The 18,788-nt window shown below is 55.2% G+C and carries 18 protein-coding genes; 16 read left to right on the plus strand and 2 right to left on the minus strand.

From position 1 onward, the window contains the following. Positions 1-20: 20 nt before the first annotated feature. The 10 genes from KIH86_RS11865 to KIH86_RS11910 all read left to right on the plus strand — a co-directional run bounded on the left by KIH86_RS11865 (position 21) and on the right by KIH86_RS11910 (position 7,975). Positions 21-287 carry a BMC domain-containing protein gene (locus KIH86_RS11865; RefSeq protein ID WP_038697442.1) on the plus strand — a complete coding sequence of 89 codons (267 nt, stop codon included), beginning with the start codon at positions 21-23 and terminating at the stop codon, positions 285-287. Between the two features lie 13 nt (positions 288-300). Continuing rightward, complete coding sequence (locus KIH86_RS11870) at positions 301-1,491, plus strand: hypothetical protein (RefSeq protein ID WP_223086167.1); 1,191 nt, start codon at positions 301-303, stop codon at positions 1,489-1,491. 22 nt (positions 1,492-1,513) lie between these two features. Next, on the plus strand, positions 1,514-1,927 hold the full coding sequence (locus KIH86_RS11875) for a BMC domain-containing protein (protein WP_223086168.1): 414 nt from the start codon (positions 1,514-1,516) through the stop codon (positions 1,925-1,927). A gap of 254 nt (positions 1,928-2,181) precedes the next feature. Next, positions 2,182-2,463: a BMC domain-containing protein gene (locus KIH86_RS11880; protein WP_038697438.1), complete on the plus strand. Its 282-nt coding sequence runs from the start codon at positions 2,182-2,184 to the stop codon at positions 2,461-2,463. Between the two features lie 8 nt (positions 2,464-2,471). Further along, entirely contained in the window at positions 2,472-3,371 is a 900-nt protein-coding gene (locus KIH86_RS11885) for a hypothetical protein (protein WP_223086169.1), read from the plus strand. Beyond that, a complete protein-coding gene (locus KIH86_RS11890; protein ID WP_038697435.1) occupies positions 3,372-3,641 on the plus strand; it encodes a EutN/CcmL family microcompartment protein in 270 nt (89 codons plus the stop codon). A 13-nt stretch (positions 3,642-3,654) separates the two neighbouring features. After that, positions 3,655-5,466, plus strand: a complete 1,812-nt coding sequence (locus KIH86_RS11895; protein WP_223086170.1) for an adenine deaminase — start codon at positions 3,655-3,657, stop codon at positions 5,464-5,466. A gap of 12 nt (positions 5,467-5,478) precedes the next feature. After that, on the plus strand, positions 5,479-6,162 hold the full coding sequence (locus KIH86_RS11900) for a cyclase family protein (RefSeq protein WP_223086171.1): 684 nt from the start codon (positions 5,479-5,481) through the stop codon (positions 6,160-6,162). Positions 6,163-6,196: 34 nt separating this feature from the next. Next, entirely contained in the window at positions 6,197-6,808 is a 612-nt protein-coding gene (locus KIH86_RS11905; protein ID WP_223086172.1) for a DUF1989 domain-containing protein, read from the plus strand. Positions 6,809-6,811: 3 nt separating this feature from the next. Next, entirely contained in the window at positions 6,812-7,975 is a 1,164-nt protein-coding gene (locus tag KIH86_RS11910) for a M20 family metallopeptidase (RefSeq protein WP_223086173.1), read from the plus strand. 237 nt (positions 7,976-8,212) lie between these two features. Here the strand turns inward: KIH86_RS11910 and KIH86_RS11915 are convergent, their stop codons facing one another. Further along, a complete protein-coding gene (locus KIH86_RS11915) occupies positions 8,213-9,190 on the minus strand; it encodes a bile acid:sodium symporter family protein (protein WP_223086174.1) in 978 nt (325 codons plus the stop codon). A gap of 179 nt (positions 9,191-9,369) precedes the next feature. Here KIH86_RS11915 and KIH86_RS11920 point away from each other — a divergent pair, with 179 nt between their 5' ends. From KIH86_RS11920 to KIH86_RS11940, 5 genes are all read left to right on the plus strand, one after another. Next, positions 9,370-10,524, plus strand: coding sequence for a glycerate kinase family protein (locus KIH86_RS11920; RefSeq protein WP_223086175.1), 1,155 nt, complete (start codon positions 9,370-9,372; stop codon positions 10,522-10,524). 238 nt (positions 10,525-10,762) lie between these two features. Beyond that, positions 10,763-12,070 carry a galactokinase gene (locus tag KIH86_RS11925; RefSeq protein WP_235775383.1) on the plus strand — a complete coding sequence of 436 codons (1,308 nt, stop codon included), beginning with the start codon at positions 10,763-10,765 and terminating at the stop codon, positions 12,068-12,070. A 421-nt stretch (positions 12,071-12,491) separates the two neighbouring features. Then, a complete protein-coding gene (locus KIH86_RS11930; protein WP_223087623.1) occupies positions 12,492-13,358 on the plus strand; it encodes an ABC transporter permease in 867 nt (288 codons plus the stop codon). A 13-nt stretch (positions 13,359-13,371) separates the two neighbouring features. Then, entirely contained in the window at positions 13,372-14,265 is an 894-nt protein-coding gene (locus KIH86_RS11935) for a carbohydrate ABC transporter permease (RefSeq protein ID WP_223086176.1), read from the plus strand. 113 nt (positions 14,266-14,378) lie between these two features. Further along, on the plus strand, positions 14,379-15,956 hold the full coding sequence (locus tag KIH86_RS11940; protein WP_223086177.1) for an extracellular solute-binding protein: 1,578 nt from the start codon (positions 14,379-14,381) through the stop codon (positions 15,954-15,956). A 207-nt stretch (positions 15,957-16,163) separates the two neighbouring features. Here the strand turns inward: KIH86_RS11940 and KIH86_RS11945 are convergent, their stop codons facing one another. After that, entirely contained in the window at positions 16,164-17,090 is a 927-nt protein-coding gene (locus KIH86_RS11945; RefSeq protein WP_223086178.1) for an ArsR/SmtB family transcription factor, read from the minus strand. 191 nt (positions 17,091-17,281) lie between these two features. Between KIH86_RS11945 and KIH86_RS11950 the strand changes: the two genes are divergently transcribed. Next, complete coding sequence (locus tag KIH86_RS11950; RefSeq protein WP_223086179.1) at positions 17,282-18,769, plus strand: alpha-N-arabinofuranosidase; 1,488 nt, start codon at positions 17,282-17,284, stop codon at positions 18,767-18,769. The last annotated feature ends 19 nt before the right edge of the window (positions 18,770-18,788 follow it).

Here is an 18,788-nt window from a genome sequence, read left to right on the forward strand (position 1 = left end):
GAAGGAGGTGAATCGTTGTTATGGAAGCCATCGGCCTGATTGAAACCCGCGGACTTGTCGCGGCAATGGAGGCGCTGGATACGATGTGCAAAGCCGCTACCGTCAAGATGATCGATATGAAAGTCGTCGGTTCGGGCCTTGTGGCTGTCGTCGTGGAAGGCGATGTCGCCGCTGTGACAGCTGCGGTGGAAGCCGGGAAGACCGCCTATGAGCGCACGGGGGGAGAACTGATCTCCTGCAATGTTATCCCGCGTCCTCATCCCGAGCTTGCCAAAATTTTATTCTAGGAGGTGATGGGCGGTGTCGGATTTTATGAAGGAAATTGTGCAGGAGGCGCTGCGCGGCGGGGCCGGCAGACGTCAGGACTCGAATCGCGGCGGGGCCGGCAGACGTCAGGACCTGATTCGCGGCAATGAGCCTTCCCGGCAAAATCCGGGCGCGCGGAGCACATCCGCCGTACCGGGCATCAGCCGTCCCAATTACCAGCGGGACCGGAAGGAGCAGCGTCTCGGCGCGGTGACCGGATCGGTGACAGGCTTGGCAGCCGGTTCGGTGTCAGATGCGGCGTTAGAAGCGGGGCTGGGGATGGTGACAGGTTCAGCCTCAGGCGGTAATGGAAGAGCAGCGGCAGTACTGACGGCTGCATCTGTACCGGCTTCGGCCGGTTCGCCTGCGGCAGCATTCGTGCCTGCGCATGCGTCATCATTACCTGCGTTCGCGTCTCATTTGGCAGATGCGCCTGTGGCCGCCAAGGTCCCGGCGGTTCCGGCTTCTGCCGCTGCATCCGCGGCTTTGCTGACTCGCGATTTCATTGAGGAATCGCTGGCGCCCTTGATGCGGATGTCCCTGGTTCAGGGGAACAGCCGGGAAGAGTGCTCGGCAGTCTGCGCGGATACTGCGGCTGCTCCGGATGAATCCGGTATGCTAGGCCGAAGCTGCGCCGGGATGGACTTCTGGTATTACCCGGAGCTGCAGCCCGAATTGTTCGGGGAGCTGGGCATCCGCCGCTCTTCGGCGAAATCCGCCGGAATTATCACCGAGGACCGCTGTCGGCCCGGGCAATTATTCCTGCTGGATGGATGCTCCGTCGCTTCCGGCGTCGATGTGGAGATTAACTGGAAGCTGGATGGCGAGCGAGCTTTTCAAGCCGTGCTTACCGGCGAGGCTTCATCCGATATCCGAAGCGCGCTTCAGTGCATGTACGATCAATGCGAGCGTAATGCGAGCCGCCGGATTCAGAGCTATATCGCTCTTGAACCCTCGCCAATTCTGATAAAGCATTTGAATATCTCCCGAGGCGATGCAGTCGCCGCTCTGGAGGGGATTTCACGGTACCGCAGCGTTGCACTCCTGGACAGAGCGCTCAAGCTGGGCATGAGTCCCCGGGTGAAGATCAGCATTGCAGATGAATACGTGATTCTTACCGGAGAGCGGGGAGTTCTGTCGGAAGCCTCGGCGCTGCTCGGAAAGCTGATAGAGCCTTATGCCTGATTACGGAAGGAGGGATTAGCTGATGCAGCAAGCATTGGGACTTATTGAAGCGATCGGATTTACAACCGCCGTCTCGGCAGCGGACGCTGCGCTGAAGACGGCAGATGTCACGATTGAAGCTGTGGAAAAAGTTATCGGAGTGGGAGGGATGCTCGGTGTGACCATCCATTTCAGCGGGGATGTGGCGGCTGTCGCCTCCGCGGTCGAGGCCGGTAAAGCGGCGGCCGAGCGAATCGGCAAGGTAGTCTCCGCGCATGTCATTCCAAGAGCCCACAGCGATGTCGTCACGAAGATGCTGTCGCGGTTTGAAGTGTTCCCAGCGGAGCAGCCGGCGCAGGCTCAAATCGCTGAGCCGGATTCTTCCGCAGCCGAGGTCAAGAAGCGGCCGTCAGGGCCGGGCAGACAAACTCCGCCGAAGCCGGATAGCAGTGTGTGAGACAAATAGCAGTGTGTGAACCAACTAGCAGCATGCGAGCACAATAGATGCTCAGCTTGTGAGGCGGATAACAGCATATGAGATGGAATAACAGCATGTTAGCCGAAAAAAGCAGCCTTTGAACTGAAGCGCAGTATGTAAGCTGGCATAGAACATGTGAGCTGAAATAGCAGTATGTAAACATCATAGGCGGCCTAAGTTCCCTGGAACATAGCCTGCATGCAGAATCATTAATGAAACGGGAGGAATTGGAAATGGGAGAAGCTTTGGGATTGATCGAAACGAAGGGGCTTGTCGGAGCAATTGAAGCGGCGGATGCGATGGTCAAAGCGGCCAACGTAGAGATTTGCGGGTATGAAAAAATCGGCTTCGGTCTTGTTACCGTTATGGTGCGGGGAGATGTAGGCGCGGTTAAAGCGGCTACCGATGCGGGAGCCAGTGCGGCCAAGCGGGTAGGCGAGCTGATCTCGGTGCATGTCATTCCAAGACCTCACAGCGAAGTGGAAAAAGCAATTCTGTCGAGCATTAAAGCGTAGGTCGCGTTATGCGATCCTCATCTAGCACGCTCGCCGTACGAACCGCCGCCGAAATGCTGTATCGCGGCAGGGAAGCGGAGCTGGACATGCAGTATCCCCGTGTACTGGTACTCCTAACCGATCATTGGATCGGGATGGAGGAAGGCCTGGCCGCTGTTCGGCGGCTTGCCGGGATGAAGCTGAGGCTTCAGCTCTGCATTGACCCTGCTATGGGGAAATCTCTTGGACGGAGAGAGATTGCATTAGCAACCGGAGTGGATGACTTCCTGGAGCCGGGGGTGAATTTCCGGATTGCAATCGATTCCGGCGTTCCTGGAATTTCCAGTGACCCCGGAAATTCCGTTGGTCCCGGGTATCCCTGCAATCCCGGCGTTCTCGGAAACTCCGGCAATTCTGGCAATCACCGCAATCCCGGCGATCATGCCGGCATGGAACTGCCGCTGGCCTCCAATATTCAGTATCTGTTCATCCCGGTGCTGTCCTTCTCCTTAATGTCCCGGATTTCCAGGCTGGATGACGAATCGTCTATCGTGCGGATGATCCTTCAGGGCCTGTGCTCGGGCAAGAAAGTCGCCGCCCTTCGTTCAGGCGCTGAGGATGGCGGTCCGGAATGGATGGCGCGCGGCTTGTCCATGCCGCCTGCGATGAGGCATGAAGCGGCAGCGATGCTGGGGACGCTGCGGAGTTATGGAATTACGCTGCTGGGCAGCGAAGTCATAGAGGATTGGATCGCCAGCGGCAGTGAGAAGAAGGTACTGATTGCCGGAGAGGATATTCTGTCGGCGGTGTCAAGCGGCGTTACGGAACTGAAGCCTGGACGAGGTTCGATCATAACGCCGCTTGCCCGCGACCTGGCGGCACAATACGGAATACAGATCCTGCAGGCGCGGGATGGGGAGACGATGTAGATGCAAATCGGAAAAGTGATCGGGCGAGTGACCGCAACCAGAAAAGATGAGCGGCTTGTCGGCACCAAGCTGCTGATCGCTCAACCCATCCGGCTTGACGGGACTTTGACCGGAACTCCCATCATTGCGGTGGATACCGTAGGAGCGGGAGTAGGGGAGCAGGTGATTTTTGTGGTGGGCAGCATGGCCGCAAGAGCGATTGCGAATGAAGGCGCTCCTGTCGACGCGGCGATCGTCGGCATCATAGACAGTCTGGATAGTGAACAGTAGGGGGCTGATCCAAGTGGAACCAACAAGAATCAAGGAAGCGCTGGAATACCGGCGGCTGATCGATACGTTGCTGGATCGCGGCAGCTATGCCGATCTGGTGCTCAGCGGCGGATTCATCATCAATGTCATTACAAGAGAAATATACCCGGGAGATGTCGCGGTCAAAGGCGAACGCATTCTCATGGTCGGGGATTGCTCTGGCCTGATCGGCCCGGATACGGTTGTTGAGCAGGTAGCAGGCAAATTTATCAGCCCGGGCTTTATCGATTCCCATATGCATTTTGAAAGCGCAATGCTGACGGTGACCGAATTCTCGAAGCTGTCGATTCCCACAGGAACGACAACGCTGATTGCCGATCCCCATGAAATCGGAAATGTACTCGGGGTTCCCGGCATCCGGGCGATGATCGACGAGGCGCGGAGCCTCCCGAACCGGGTGCTCTATACCGTTCCGTGCCTGACGCCGGATGCGCCGGGTCTGGAAACGGCGGGCGCCGAGATCAATTCCAAAGACATGAAGGAGCTGCTGAATGATCCTTACGTACAGGGCATCGGCGAAATCCAGGGATTCAGCAATGTCATGCCGGTCTACAACCATGCCTCTCCCCTTATTGATGATCTGATCGCATCCGTCGTGTATGCGAAGAGCATCGGGAAGACGGTGGAAGGGAACGCGCCGGGATTGTTCGGCAAGGAGCTGGCCGCCCATATTATCGGCGGAGGAACGCATGTCTCCTGCCACGAGACGACGACCAAGGAAGAGATGATGGAGAAGCTCCGCTACGGCGTTAGCGTGTTTATCCGGGAAGGCTCCTCCCAGCGCAATATGGCGGAATGCATCCGCGCCATTACCGAGGAAGGCGTCGATTCGCGCCGGGCCATTCTGGTATCGGATGATATGGTCCCGGAGGATCTGCTGAAGCTCGGTCATATGAACGACATCGTCCGCAGAACGATCGCGCAGGGGATTGATCCGGTGGAAGCGATCCAGATGGTTACGATCAATCCGGCGACTCATTTCGGCTTCGGAGATATCGGGATTCTTGCGCCGGGTAAACGGGCGGATATCGCCGTTATCTCCGACCTGCAGCAGATGTCCATCGACAGCGTATATCTCGGCGGCGTCAAGACGGCGGCGCGGGGCGAGCTGCTGCTCGATATTCCTTCTTATACGTATCCGGCGTCCGTGAAGTCGTCGGTGAAGCGTTCACCCGTTACGGTGAAGGACCTATATATCGAAGCGAAAGGAACGCAAGTCAAAGCCCGCGCCCTTGAAGTGATTCCCGATCAGAATTTGACCGGGGCGCTGGAGGTCGATCTGAGGGTGAAGGATGGCGTCGTCCAGCCTGATGTCGCGAGCGATATTCTGCCGCTGCTTGTCGTTGAACGACATGGCCGCAGCAGCCGGATTGGCCGGACGTTCGTGCGCGGTATGAAGCTGCGCGAAGGGGCCATCGCCCAGAGCATCGCCCACGATACGCATAACATTATCGTCACCGGAACCAATTATGAGGATATGAAGGTGGCCGTCAACCGCGTAATCGCCATGAACGGCGGCATCTGCATGATCAAGGACGGGAAGGTGACCGGCGATCTGCCGCTGCGCATCGGCGGGCTGATGTCCGATGAATTGACCGGCAAGGAGATGAGCGCGGCTGTATCTGAGCTTCACCGACTGGCGAAGGAAGAACTGGGCTGTACGCTGCATGTTCCGTTCATGCATCTAAGCTTTCTGTCCCTCGTAACCAGTCCGAAGTGGAAGATTACCGATCTCGGACTGATCGATGCGGAGAAGTTCGAGAAGCTGCCGACTATTTTACAGTAAAGGAAGATGGTCATGGGGCTGAGATTGATTGATCTGTCGCAGGAAATTTATCAGGGCATGCCGGTCTTTCCTCCGCATCAGAAGACGATGATCTTCCCGAATATGTCGCATGAGGAGAGCAAGGAGAAGCTCGGCTTTGAATTTGCCACCAATAATCTGCTGATTAATGAGCATGGACCGACGCATAGCGACGCGATCTACGAATATGACCGCAACGGCAAGACGATTGATGAGATGCCGCTGGAGTATTTTTACGGACCCGCGATCTGTCTGGATGTCTCGCATGTATCGCCGGACTCCTACATTACGGCTTCCATTTTGCAGGAGGAATTGAAGCGCTCGGGACTGTTTATCGAACGGGGCGATATCGTATTGCTTCACACCGGGCATTATACAAGGTCATACGGCAAGGAAGAGTGGCTGACACGTCATGCGGGCCTTGACTACGGCGCCGGGGAATGGCTGGCGAAGCAGGGTGTGGTCAACATCGGCGTTGACGCTCCGTCCATCGATAATCCGGCGGACATGAGCTATGCGGGCCATTTGATCTGCCGGGAATACGGAATGACAAATACGGAGAATATGTGCCGGCTGGACGAGGTTGTCAATCAACGGTTTCTCTATTTTGGACTCCCCTTGAAAATCCGCAGAGGCACAGGCTCGCCTGTCCGGGCGGTCGCTGTGCTGATCGACTAGAGCGGATCGGGGGATACGGAAAGAAGGAAGAGCAATGCTGAGAACCAGACTGAAGGAAGAGGTTATCATACCCGCTTATGAGGGACGGGCCGTCGTCGTGCCCAAGGGCCATTATCTATGCATTATTGATATGGAAGGACAGCAGGTGGGTGATTTCGTCTGCTTTAACCAAGGCAATCCCGGAGAACATGTGTCTCCTGTCCATATGAGATCATCGCTGAGCAGCATTCGGCTGAAGGAAGGGGACGGGCTGTACAGCAATCATCGGCGGCCGCTGATGACACTGGTCAAAGATACGGTCGGCAAGCATGATTTTTTCTTCCCCGCCTGCGACTATTACCGGTATAAAGTGGATTTCGATCTGGAGGAGCATCCGAACTGCCACGATAATCTGGAAAAAGCGCTCAAGCCATACAGACTCGGCTATACGGAGCTTCCGGACCCGATCAACTGGTTCATGAACAATGTGCTGGACGACAACGGCGATTATGTTATTGAGCCTCCCCTGTCCAAGCCGGGCGATTATGTCATGCTGGAAGCGCTAGACGATGTGGTTGTGGCAGTGTCCGCCTGCTCGCAGGATCTTGCGCCGGTCAACGGCTGGAAGGTGACTCCGCTGAAGCTGCAAGTGCTGGAGGGGATTTAAGCGATGAGAGATGTCCGCAGCCGGGAGTTCGCCATCCCTTTTCTGCAAAGACTGATCGCCGTCGATACCTGTAATCCTCCCGGCAATGAGCACCGGCTGTCGGTAGTGCTGGAGCCGTTCCTGAATGAAGCCGGAATCCCCTGCGAGATCGTCCCTCTGGATTCGAAGCGCAGCAATGTGACGGCGGCGCTTAAGGGGAGCGGACACAGACGGCTGATGTTCTGCGGGCATATGGATACGGTAAGTCCCTGGTCGGCTTCGGCCGGACAATATGCTCCCCACGGCGCCGATATCAGCGGCAACCGGATTTACGGCAGAGGCACTTCCGATATGAAGAGCGGGCTGGCTGCCATGCTGCTGGCCATGATGTCTCTGCGGCAGGATGGAATCCGGCTTGACGGAGACCTCCTGTTCCTGGCGACAGCCGGGGAAGAGGTGGACAGCTGCGGTGCCCGGATGTATCTGGATCGGCACAGCACCCGGGACCTGGATGGAATCGTGATCGGGGAGCCTACCTCAGGCAAAGTGGCGCTCGGCCATAAAGGGGCGCTGTGGCTGCGCATTACGCTGTTTGGCAGAAGCGCCCACGGCTCCATGCCCGAATTCGGGCTGAATGCGGTGGAGGGCATGATGGAGCTGATCGGTCTGCTCCACCGTCACGCTCTGGAGTGGAGAACGAGCGATCCGATTCTCGGCACGGGCAGCCTGTCCGTCAACCGGATTCAAGGCGGGGTGCAGACCAATGTCATTCCGGACCGCTGCATCATTGACGTTGATATCCGTACTGTTCCGCCCCAGGATCATGCCTTGCTGATGGAGGAGATCGAGATCAGCCTTGACGGGATGAAGAAGCTGAATCCGCAATACCGGTATGAAATGGAGCTGCTGCTGGACAGAAGCGCGGTCTATACCGATCCGAATGATGAATTGATCACGGCGGCGTTGGATTTAACAGGTCAATCGCGCGGGGAGCTGAAAGGTGTCCCCTATTATACGGACGGCTCCGTTCTGCATCATGACGGGAAGCCGCCCATCCTGATCTACGGTCCCGGCGACGAGAAGCTAGCCCATCAGCCGGATGAGTGGGTGGATATTGACGCCTATATGGAGTCCATTACCTTCTACAGGGAACTGGCCATCCGATTCCTGGGTCCGGAGCAGGCTTGACGCGGCCACCACAGGTATGAAGCGCAACAGGTATGAAGTGATGAACGGTCAATAGAAATTGAATAGGAACCTCCGGCTAAATTCGCATAGTCCCGCTTGTATAGCGGTGGCTATGCGATTTTTTTGAAACAGGGGCAGTTAGTAACCATCCTTGGAGCCAAGCCGCTGACATCGGGAACAATCAGCTTCGCGCATAAAACTGATCTTGTATTTCCCGTCCATCGCCCTACCATGCCATCAAGATGCGTGCAGATGATTATCGTTGGGCAAAGGCGAACCGGCTCTTGATCTTCGGTCCAGCAGCAGCCCGACGACGGAGGCCATCACCTGCTGAAACACCATGCCAAGGATGACGGGCAAGGTGACCGGGGCGGGGAAGTAGGAGACGGCAAGTACGGCCCCTGCGCTGATGTTGCGCATGCCTCCGTTGAAGATGAGCGCAACCTGGTCGCCTTCGTTCCACCCCAGCATCCGGGCGAAGAGGAAGCAGAGCGAGTATCCGGTGGCAAACAAGCCGATGATGAGGGCGGCGAGTCCGAGCAGCTTCCAGTTGAAGTTCGTCAAATAGGGTGCGACGACGGACCCGTTAATCATGACAACGGCAGCCATGCACAGCTTGGATAGCGGGTTGAATCTCGGGCCCCAGACCGGCGCGATTGACCCTTTGGTCCATTCGTTCAGCAGCATGCCGAGCAGAGAGGGGGCGACGATCATCCAGAGCAGGCTCTTCATCATCGCGATCACATCCAGATGCACATCCGCCCCAACGAGAACCGAGAGGATTCCCGGCACGATGAACGGGGCTAGCAGCGTGTCGATCAGGATGATCGACAGCGTCATGGCGATGTTGCCGCGATAGATGCTGACCCAGACGAAGCTGCTGACGCCTGTAGGAATAACCGCGCCGAGAATCAGACCGGTAATGGTGTAGGGATCACCTGCAAAAGCGAGATGTCCGGCGCCGAGGGCGATCAAGGGCATGATTAGATGAAGGATGGAGAGACAGACGATCATCGGCATGGGCTTCTTGAGGACGTTCAGGAAATCCTTGAAGCCGAGGCTGATGCTTCCGGCGAAGGTCATGAAGGCAAACAGCCAGGGAGACAGATACGTATACGGGGACAGCAGTCCGCCGAGCAGAACGCCGATCAAAATGCTGGTTGGCGTAATCAGCGGCATCATGCGGTTCAGCCGCCGATTCAGTGTAAGGAGCATAGAGGGCAACATTCCTATCCAGTTTTTTTCTACCTATTATACATCCTGCCGGTTGTTTGCACAGGGATTGCTTTCAGTACATTCAGATTAACCGTTTCTTCCGCCTCCTAGGCGAATCGGTTAAACTAGAGTCAAATCGCGGATGAGGCTGATTCCGTACGACAAGGTGGAGCTGATTTATGAAAAAACATTTGGTATTCGTTCTGGCGCCCGATTCCTTCAAAGAGAGCATGACAGCGAAGGAAGCCTGCGACGCCATGGAACTGGGAATCAGAAAAGTCGATCCGAATATCACCTGTATCCAAGTTCCGATGGCCGACGGCGGAGAAGGGACGATGCAGTCGCTGGTCGACGCCACGAACGGACATGTATTCAGGATGAACGTAACGGGTCCGCTTGGCGGTGAAGTGGAGGCTTGCTTCGGCATTCTCGGAGACGGCGAGACCGGTGTGCTGGAAATGGCCGGCGCAAGCGGCATCCATCTCGTTCCGCCTGCCGCAAGAAATCCGCTTGTAACCACGACCTACGGAACGGGCCAACTGATTAAAGCCTGTCTCGACCGTGGCGTAAAGAAGCTGCTGATCGGAATCGGCGGAAGCGCGACGAATGACGGCGGCGCCGGAGTCCTGCAAGCCCTTGGCGGCAGGCTGTTTGACCAGCATGGGCAAGAAATCGGCTATGGGGGCGGCGAACTGGGACAGCTGGACCGAATTGACCTCACCGGGCTTGATCCCCGGCTTCTGGAGGTTCAAGTTGAAGTGGCCTGCGATGTGACCAGTCCACTGTGCGGGCCGGAGGGAGCCTCTTATGTGTTTGGTCCGCAGAAGGGAGCAAACGCCGAGACAGCAGGGCAGCTGGACCGGAGTCTGAATCATTACGCGAACGTTATCAGGGAACAGTTAGGAAAGGACTTGATGGATGTGCCGGGCGCCGGCGCTGCCGGTGGACTGGGTTACGGTCTGATGGTCTTCCTGGACGGAAGGCTTCATAGAGGTGTTGATCTGGTCATCAAATATACGGGCCTTGAGGAAATGATAAAAGAAGCGGATATGGTATGGACCGGGGAAGGAAGCCTCGACTTTCAAACGCAATACGGGAAGACGCCATTGGGCGTGGCGGCCGTAGCCAAGAAACATAATAAGCCCGTGGTCGCTTTGGCAGGCCGAGTTGGCGAAGATATTGAGATGTTGTACGAGAAAGGAATCGATTCCGTCTTTGGCATTATGAAGGAGGCCGGTTCGATTGAAGAGGCGTTAATGAAGGGCAGGGAGAATATCGAGAAGACGGCCGAAAGCATTGTTCGTTTCATGTACTCCACACAGGGACTTCGATAATCTCTATTGAGCGGAAAAGAAGCCGATGCCGCCCGAATCCAAATCCGACATTTGACGGGGGAACGCCGGAGCGGTATCTTAATTAAATCCAGATACAATGCGGGTTTCCGGGATGCCATCTCCAGCCAATGGTCATAATATTCCATGAGAAAGTAACGTTTCTCCATAGCCCAAAACCGGATTTTGCGGTATCCTTTGGTTGAGCTTGCTGGTTCATTAAGATACTGAATTAACATGTATGGAGGAATGCTACGTGCCGTCAATCGCTGATACGATTCAATTAATACAAAGTGAAGATTTCAAGGAGAAGCTGATCAAGCTCTACGGAGACAATACCGATACTTTGAAGAGCCAAGGTGAAAGATACGCTTCTCTTGTAAACGCCTACGAGGGCCGCTATGCGGAAGGCGATGTCTATCTGTTCAGCTCGCCGGGCCGCAGCGAAATCAGCGGCAATCACACCGACCATAACCTGGGCAAGGTCATTGCAACCAGTATCAATATGGATTGTGTCGGCGTCGCCGCGAAGACAGACGACCGCAAAGTCAGCATCAAGAGTCTGGACTATGGCACAGACTTCGTCATCGACCTTGACCATAGAGGCGAGGGCGAAGAGCAATCCGGAACCTACACGCTGGTTGATGGCATCCTGGAAGGCTTCGAGAAATTCGGCTACAACATCGGCGGATTCAGCGTCTGCATCACAAGCGACGTTATCAGCGCAGCGGGCGTCAGCTCCTCCGCTTCCTTCGAAATGCTGATCTGCGAAATTCTGAATGATTTCTATAACAAAGGCGAGATGGATATCGTAATCCGCGCCAAAATCGGCCAGTACGCCGAGAACAACAAGTGGGACAAACAGTCGGGCCTGCTGGACCAAATCGCCTGCGGCTACGGCGGCCTCATTACGATTGATTTTAAAGACAGTGTCAATCCGGTCATTAAGGGCGTGGATTTTGAAGCCATCGACAAGGATTACGATCTGCTGATCGTCCCGACGGGCGCGAACCATGCCGACCTCAGCGAGGAATATTCCTCGATTCCGACAGAAATGAAAGCGGCAGCCCGTGTCCTCGGAGCCCAGGTTCTGGGTGAAGTGACGCTGGACGATCTGCTGGGACGTCTGGAAGAAGTAAGAGAGAAGGCCGGCGACCGTGCGGTGCTTCGTGCCCTTCACTTCTTCGAAGAGAATAACCGTGTCGACCAGCAGATCCTGGCGCTGGAAGAAGATCGTCCGGAGGATTTCCTCCGTCTGGTAACCGAATCGGGCAATTCCTCCTGGAAATGGCTGCAGAACTGCTACTCCAACACGGCTCCGGGCGAGCAGGGGGTAACGATTTCCCTTGCGCTGACCGAATTGTTCATCAAGAAAATCGGCGCTGGCGCAACCCGTGTTCACGGCGGCGGATTCGCCGGTGTTATCATGGCGCTGCTGCCGAAGAGCGCGACCGAAGAATACACCTCTTACATGAAGTCCTTCGGTACGCCGCATATTTACCGCATCCGCATGCGCAAATACGGAGCGGTAAATGTAAATGCCCTGTAGTTTGCCTTATCACACCAACGAAATTTATCCATAGGTTTAGACGATACCTGAAGCGCCCGCGATTTCGCGGGCGCTTTTTTGGCTGTAAATGCCTGTACACAGCACCCGTTATTCGGTTCCGGACAGCAAAGTTCGAATTGTTCACACCCCATACTGCCGTTTTGTACAGGGATATCGCTACTTTCCACTTCCCGCAGGATCGCCTCCCGGATTATAGTGGGGCCATAAGACAGCGCCTTCACCCATGCTGCAACAACGAATAAAAAAGGAGTGAACCGATTTGAATCAAACTTCGCAAGGAGGAACGGTCAGTGCGCCGGTGTCGTCAGCGCCGTTGAAGCGGGAGTCCCGCAGCTCGCTTTTGACCCGCAGGAAAAAAGGCTTTCTGTATGACCTGGTCAAGAACCGGGTGCTGTATCTGATGCTGCTGCCGACCATCCTGTTTTTCCTCGTATTCAATTATTTTCCGATGGTGGGCATTTACTACGCATTCACGCAGTACGACTTCAACACCTCGCTGTTCAACGCCAAATTCATCGGCCTGCAGAACTTCGAATTTCTCTGGAAATCCGGGACGCTGCTGAAGCTGACGCTGAATACGATCGGCTACAATGTCGCGTTTATCGTACTCGGGCATGTGCTCGCCATCGCCGTAGCCATCCTGCTGAGCGAGCTTCGGGGGAAATGGTTCAAGAAAATTACGCAATCCGTGATGTTCCTGCCCTATTTCGTCTCTTTCGTCATCCTGAGCGTTATCGTCTATAACATCTTTAATTATGATAACGGTTTCTTTAATACGCTGCTGACCTCCCTCGGGGCAGAGCCGGTGGATGTGTACAACAAGCCGTGGGTGTGGATTTTTCTGATTATTCTCTTCTTTCTGTGGAAAAATCTCGGCTACAACATGGTCATTTACCTGGCGACGATCACGGGCATCAGCGACGAGTATTATGAAGCCGCCAAAATCGACGGCGCCAATATTTTTCAACGGATCTGGTATATCACCGTTCCCATGCTGAAATCTACGTTCATCGTGCTGCTTCTGTTCGCGCTCGGCAGCATTATGAAAGGACAGTTCGACCTGTTCTATCAATTGATCGGCAACAACGGGGTGCTCTACAATACGACGGATATTCTGGATACTTATGTGTACCGCTCGCTGAAGGTGACGTTCGATATGGGGATGGCCACGGCCGCCGGCCTCTACCAGTCCCTGTTCGGTTTCGTGCTGATCATGACGGTGAATTACATTATTCGTAAAATCAATGACGATTACGCGCTCTTTTAGGAGGAACGAGGCTATGAGGATTCAAGACGACAGCTATACCCGGCTCTTCCGGGTGCTGTCCTACTGCATAATTGTGCTGGTGTCGCTGGCTTGCCTGCTGCCCTTTCTGCTCATTATTTCGGCGTCCCTGACCAGCAATGAGGCGATTATCCGGAACGGGTATCATCTCATTCCCACTGATTTTTCGCTAGAAGGCTACAAGACGGTGTTTCAGGTTCCACAGAAGGTATTCCGGGCTTATGGTGTCACCGCTTCCGCTACGGTTCTGGGGACGGGGCTTGGCCTGTTCTGCATGACGATGGCGGGGTATGTGCTGTCGCGCAAAGATTTCACCTACCGCAATGGCTTCTCTTTCTATATTTACTTCACGACGCTGTTCGGCGGCGGATTGGTGCCTTGGTACATCCTGATCACGAAGTATCTCGGCTGGATGGACTCGTATAATGCGCTCGTTATTCCGGCACTGATGACCCCTTTTCTAATCATTCTGATGAAAAATTTTATCAAATCAGCCGTTCCCGAAGAGCTGTTCGAATCGGCCAAGATCGACGGGGCGGGGGATTTCCGGATATACTGGCAGATTGTGCTGAAGCTGGCTATGCCGGGTATCGCCACCGTAGGGCTGTTTCTGGCGCTTAATTATTGGAATGACTGGTTCTCATCCTCGATGTTCATTAATGACACCGCGAAATACCAGCTGCAATTTTATCTGTATAACGTTATCAACTCGGCGACCTTTATGGCCCAGATGGGGGCGGGCAGCGGCGTTTCGCTGGCCGGGGATATTCCGACCGAGTCGATGAAGATGGCGATGGCGATTATCGTGACCGGCCCGATTCTTTTCCTGTACCCGTTCGTTCAGCGCTATTTCGTTAAAGGGCTGACGATCGGGGCGGTTAAGGGCTGAAGGTCCAACAATCAAAGTCACAAGCGGTTAGAACCGGACAGTCCCTCCCCCGGAAGGCGAGGGGGGCAATCCGGCTGACATAGAGGTATAATCACAAAGGGAGGATTCTAACAATGACCATTCAAACACGCAAGCGCATGTCCATGCTGCTGACATCGGCGCTGGCCCTGAGCCTGGTCGCCGGCTGTGGCGGCAATAACGGTAGCGCTTCCAATGGAAATTCGCCAGGAACGGCAGCTCCGGCAGGAGACACGAAAACTGCGTCTTCCTCGGGCATTGACACGTCGAAGAAGGTTGAGCTTCAGTTCTACATGCTCGGCGATGCGCCGAAAGACCTCTCGGTCATCGAGGCCGAGGTTAATAAAATGGCGGAGAAAGATTTGAACGCTACCGTCAAATTCAATTACACAACCTGGACGGACTGGGACCAGAAATACAAGCTGCTGCTCTCCACAGGCCAGTCAATCGACCTGATCTTCACCGCCGACTGGACCCAGTACCAGGCGTATGCGAAGAAGGGGGCTTTCCTCGCTCTCGATGATCTGCTGCCCAAGGCTGCGCCGGAGCTTCAGAAGTTCGTTCCCCAGGACATGTGGGACGCCGTTAAGGTCGACGGCAAAATCTACACCGTGCCGGCCACCTACAAAGAATACGTAACCGGCGGCTTCGTCTACCGGGAGGATCTGCGCAAGAAATACAATCTGCCGGTGCCGAAGGATCTGGAGACCTTTGAAGCGTATCTCGCGGGCATCAAGGCGAACGAGCCGGATATGCTGCCGATGTCGCTGAACAGCGATATCCGCGCTCTTCACTACGCCTGGGCCGAGCTGCATGGCCAAGTCTATTCCGGGGTGCCTTACGGTGTGGGCATTAAATACGACGACCCGACCAACGCCTACTCGTACTGGGGATCGCCGGAGCATCTGGAAGAGCTGAAGCTGATGAAGAGCTGGCAGGACAAAGGCTATATTCCCAAGAACGTGCTGAATATCAAGGATACGCTGAACGATCCGGTCATCGCGGGCAAAGCCGCCAGCATGATCGGCGATAACCCGAACCGCTTCAATGAGACGAACCAGAAGATGAAGTCGGCGCATCCCGACTGGGAGCTGGGCTATACGCCTTACGCCGGAGTCACAGGCTTCGCAACGCCGGTGCACCCGATCCATAACGGCTTCGCCATTCCGAAGAACAGCAAGAACCCCGAGCGCGCCTTGGCCTTTTATGAGAAGCTGGTGACCGACAAACGCTATAACCAGCTGACGGAATACGGAATTGAAGGCAAGAACTATTCGGTGGATAACGGTTACTACAAAATGATCGGAACCGTCGACACCAACGGCTTCCCGCGCGAGGGCATGAACGGCTGGGCTTGGCGCAATCCGGAATATATGCTGTTTGAGCCGTCCTACGACAATGTGAAGAAAATCTTCGACGAGCTTGATAAAGTACAGAAGCCGGACCTGTTCCTCGGGTTCGCAGAGGATTATACCTCCTACCAGGCGGAGAAGGCCGCGCTTGAGCAGGTGGAGAAGCAGTATTTGTATCCGCTTCAAGCCGGACTGGTGGACGATGTGCAGAAGGGATTGGACACGTTCATGCAGAAGGCGAAGCAGGCGGGGCTTGAGAAGATCCAGACCGAGTATATCAAGCAGTGGAAGGCCTACTGCGCGGAGAAAAATATAAAATAAGTTCCTGGAAAAATAAAACAAGTTCCGAAGTCCCGGAGAAAAATATTAAATAAGTTCCGGAAAAAATAAAATGACCCGGCTCAGGATGTGCCGGGCAACTGCCCGGCCGGTTCCGATGCCGTGCCGTCAATGACAAGCGCCCCGATGAAGGCGGCCGAAGCTATAGGCTCCGGTCCCTGCACGGGGCGCTTGTGTGCGCCAGGGCGGCTAGATGCTCTCGCTGTCTCCTGAATCGGCATAGAACAGCTCCATCGACGGATGCTCGTCATAATTGCCGAAGCCCTTGCCGAACAGCGTCAATCCGCCCTGATGCACAGCGTCATCTTCGACGGACAGGCGGAGGGTCCATTCCTTCCGCCGGATATCGACATCCTTCAGGGTTACCCCGGACAGCTTCACGCCATCCATATAGGTGCCCGAATGAGACAGGCTCAGCTGCTTGAGCAGGCCGTACTGATTGGTGCGCTGCGGCCACCAGGCCGGGGTGAAATTCCCTCTTCGGTCGCCGTAATCGCCTGGACTCGTCCAGATGCCGAGCTTCACGCCGTTCAGCGTGAAGGTGATGTCCGAGGGGTAATCCTGGCTGACACCCGGCGCTTCCGAAGCGATTTCCATACGAAACAGCAGTTCCTCGGGCTGCTGGCTGGAGAGCAGGAAGTTGGGCGCCTTGTATTCGATGAAGCCTTTGCCGAACCAGAGAATCGCGGCATGAATCCGCTCCTGATCCCAGAAATAGCGGGGGTCGTCAAAGCTTCCGATCACATGCCCGGTTGTGGCGAGACCGCAGGTCGGTTCAATGCTGAAATCCGAGTAATGGCCGATCGGTATTTCGACGCGGTGGCTCTTGCGGACAGAGGAAGAATCCGCCGGGAACAGAATTTCAATGGAAGCTGCGGCAAGCGAGCAAATCTTCTGAAGCCCGCTCTTTCCGGGAGCCATCCGGGTCTCGATGAGCCCCGCTTCGCTCAGCTTGCGGACATGCATCGTCATGATCGCGCTGGACAGACCGGCCGCGCCTGCCAGCTCCTTGATATTCATCGGCTGTTCGGTCAGCAGCCGGAGGATATGCAGGCGCACCGGGCTGGCCAGGGCCTCGTAGACCGGCAGTGATTGTTCGGTAAGATCGAGTTTCATAGAATTCCGCCTTTTCGGAAGTATCGTTAATAAATATATTACTCAAATGAACGGGCTAAAGCAATCCCTTACGCATTTTTGGAGAAATATATTTAATATATGAATTGACTTTGCGAATGAAATCGCTCTATAATGATTTTGTAAAATATAAATTAATTAATAATTATATTAATCAAGGAGATGTTACATTCATGTCACTGAAAGGTGTACTTAACGCCGATATCGGCAAAGGGACAATCAACCGGAATATTTACGGGCATTTCTCCGAGCATCTGGGAAGATGCATTTACGAGGGAATCTGGGTTGGCGAGGACTCCGCTATTCCGAATACGAACGGGATTCGCAATGATGTTGTGAATGCGCTTAAACAGATCCGGATTCCAGTGCTCCGCTGGCCGGGCGGCTGCTTCGCCGACGAATATCACTGGATGGACGGCATCGGGCCCAAGGAGAACCGCAAGCGGATGATTAATACCCACTGGGGCGGTGTGGTGGAGAATAATCACTTTGGCACCCATGAATTCATGGAGCTGTGCCGCCAGCTGGAATGCGAGCCGTATATCAACGGCAATGTGGGCAGCGGAACGGTGCAGGAGATGTCCGAATGGGTGGAGTATTTGACCTTCGGCGGCGAATCGCCGATGTCCGAGAAGCGGAAGCAGAATGGTAATGAGGAGCCTTGGGCGGTAACCTATTTCGGCGTCGGAAATGAGAACTGGGGCTGCGGCGGCAACATGCGTCCGGAATACTACGCGGATTTGTACAGACGCTATCAGACGTATGTCCGCAACTATGACGACAACAAGATTCACCGGATCGCCTGCGGCCCGAACGCGGATGATTACAACTGGACGGACGTGCTGATGCGTGAAGCTTCGCGCTTCATGGATTCCATCACGCTGCACTATTATACGCTTCCGCTGGAATCATGGGAGGATAAGGGGAATGCCACCGGCTATGACGAAACCGAATGGTTCTCCACGCTGAAGAAATCCCTCAAGATGGATGAGCTGATTACGCGGCACAGTACGATCATGGACAAATACGATCCTGAGCGCCGAGTCGGACTCATCGTTGACGAGTGGGGCACCTGGTATAATGTCGAACCCGGCACCGTTCCCGGCTTCCTGTACCAGCAGAACACGATCCGCGACGCTCTGGTGGCCGGCATTACACTGAATATATTCCACAGCCACAGTGAGCGGGTGCGCATGGCGAATATTGCCCAGACCGTTAATGTGCTGCAGGCCGTAATTTTGACGGAAGGCGAGAAGATGCTGCTGACGCCGACATACCATGTGTTCGACATGTACAAGGTGCATCAGGACGCCGAGCATCTGGATCTGACGCTGGAAGCCGGAAGCTATGCCTATAACGGACAGGAAATCCCGGCCGTCTCCGCAACCGCCTCGAAGGACAGTGAAGGCAAGGTTCATATCAGCCTGTGCAACCTGAACCCTTCGGCATCTTCTGAAGTTGAGCTGGATATCCGCGGACTGGCGGGAGATTCGCTGCAGGTAACCGGAATGACACTTGCGGGCAGCTCTCTCGACTCGCATAATACGTTCGCACACCCGGAAGCCGTGAAGCCGCAGCCGTTCAGCGCGTTTGCCCTCACAGCGGGTAGACTGACAGTAACGCTGCCGCCGATGTCGGTGACCGCTCTGGAGCTAGCGTGAATTAATCTGAGGTGAAGGA

The organism is Paenibacillus sinensis (assembly GCF_019904155.1).
Lineage (GTDB): Bacteria > Bacillota > Bacilli > Paenibacillales > Paenibacillaceae > Paenibacillus_AQ > Paenibacillus_AQ sinensis.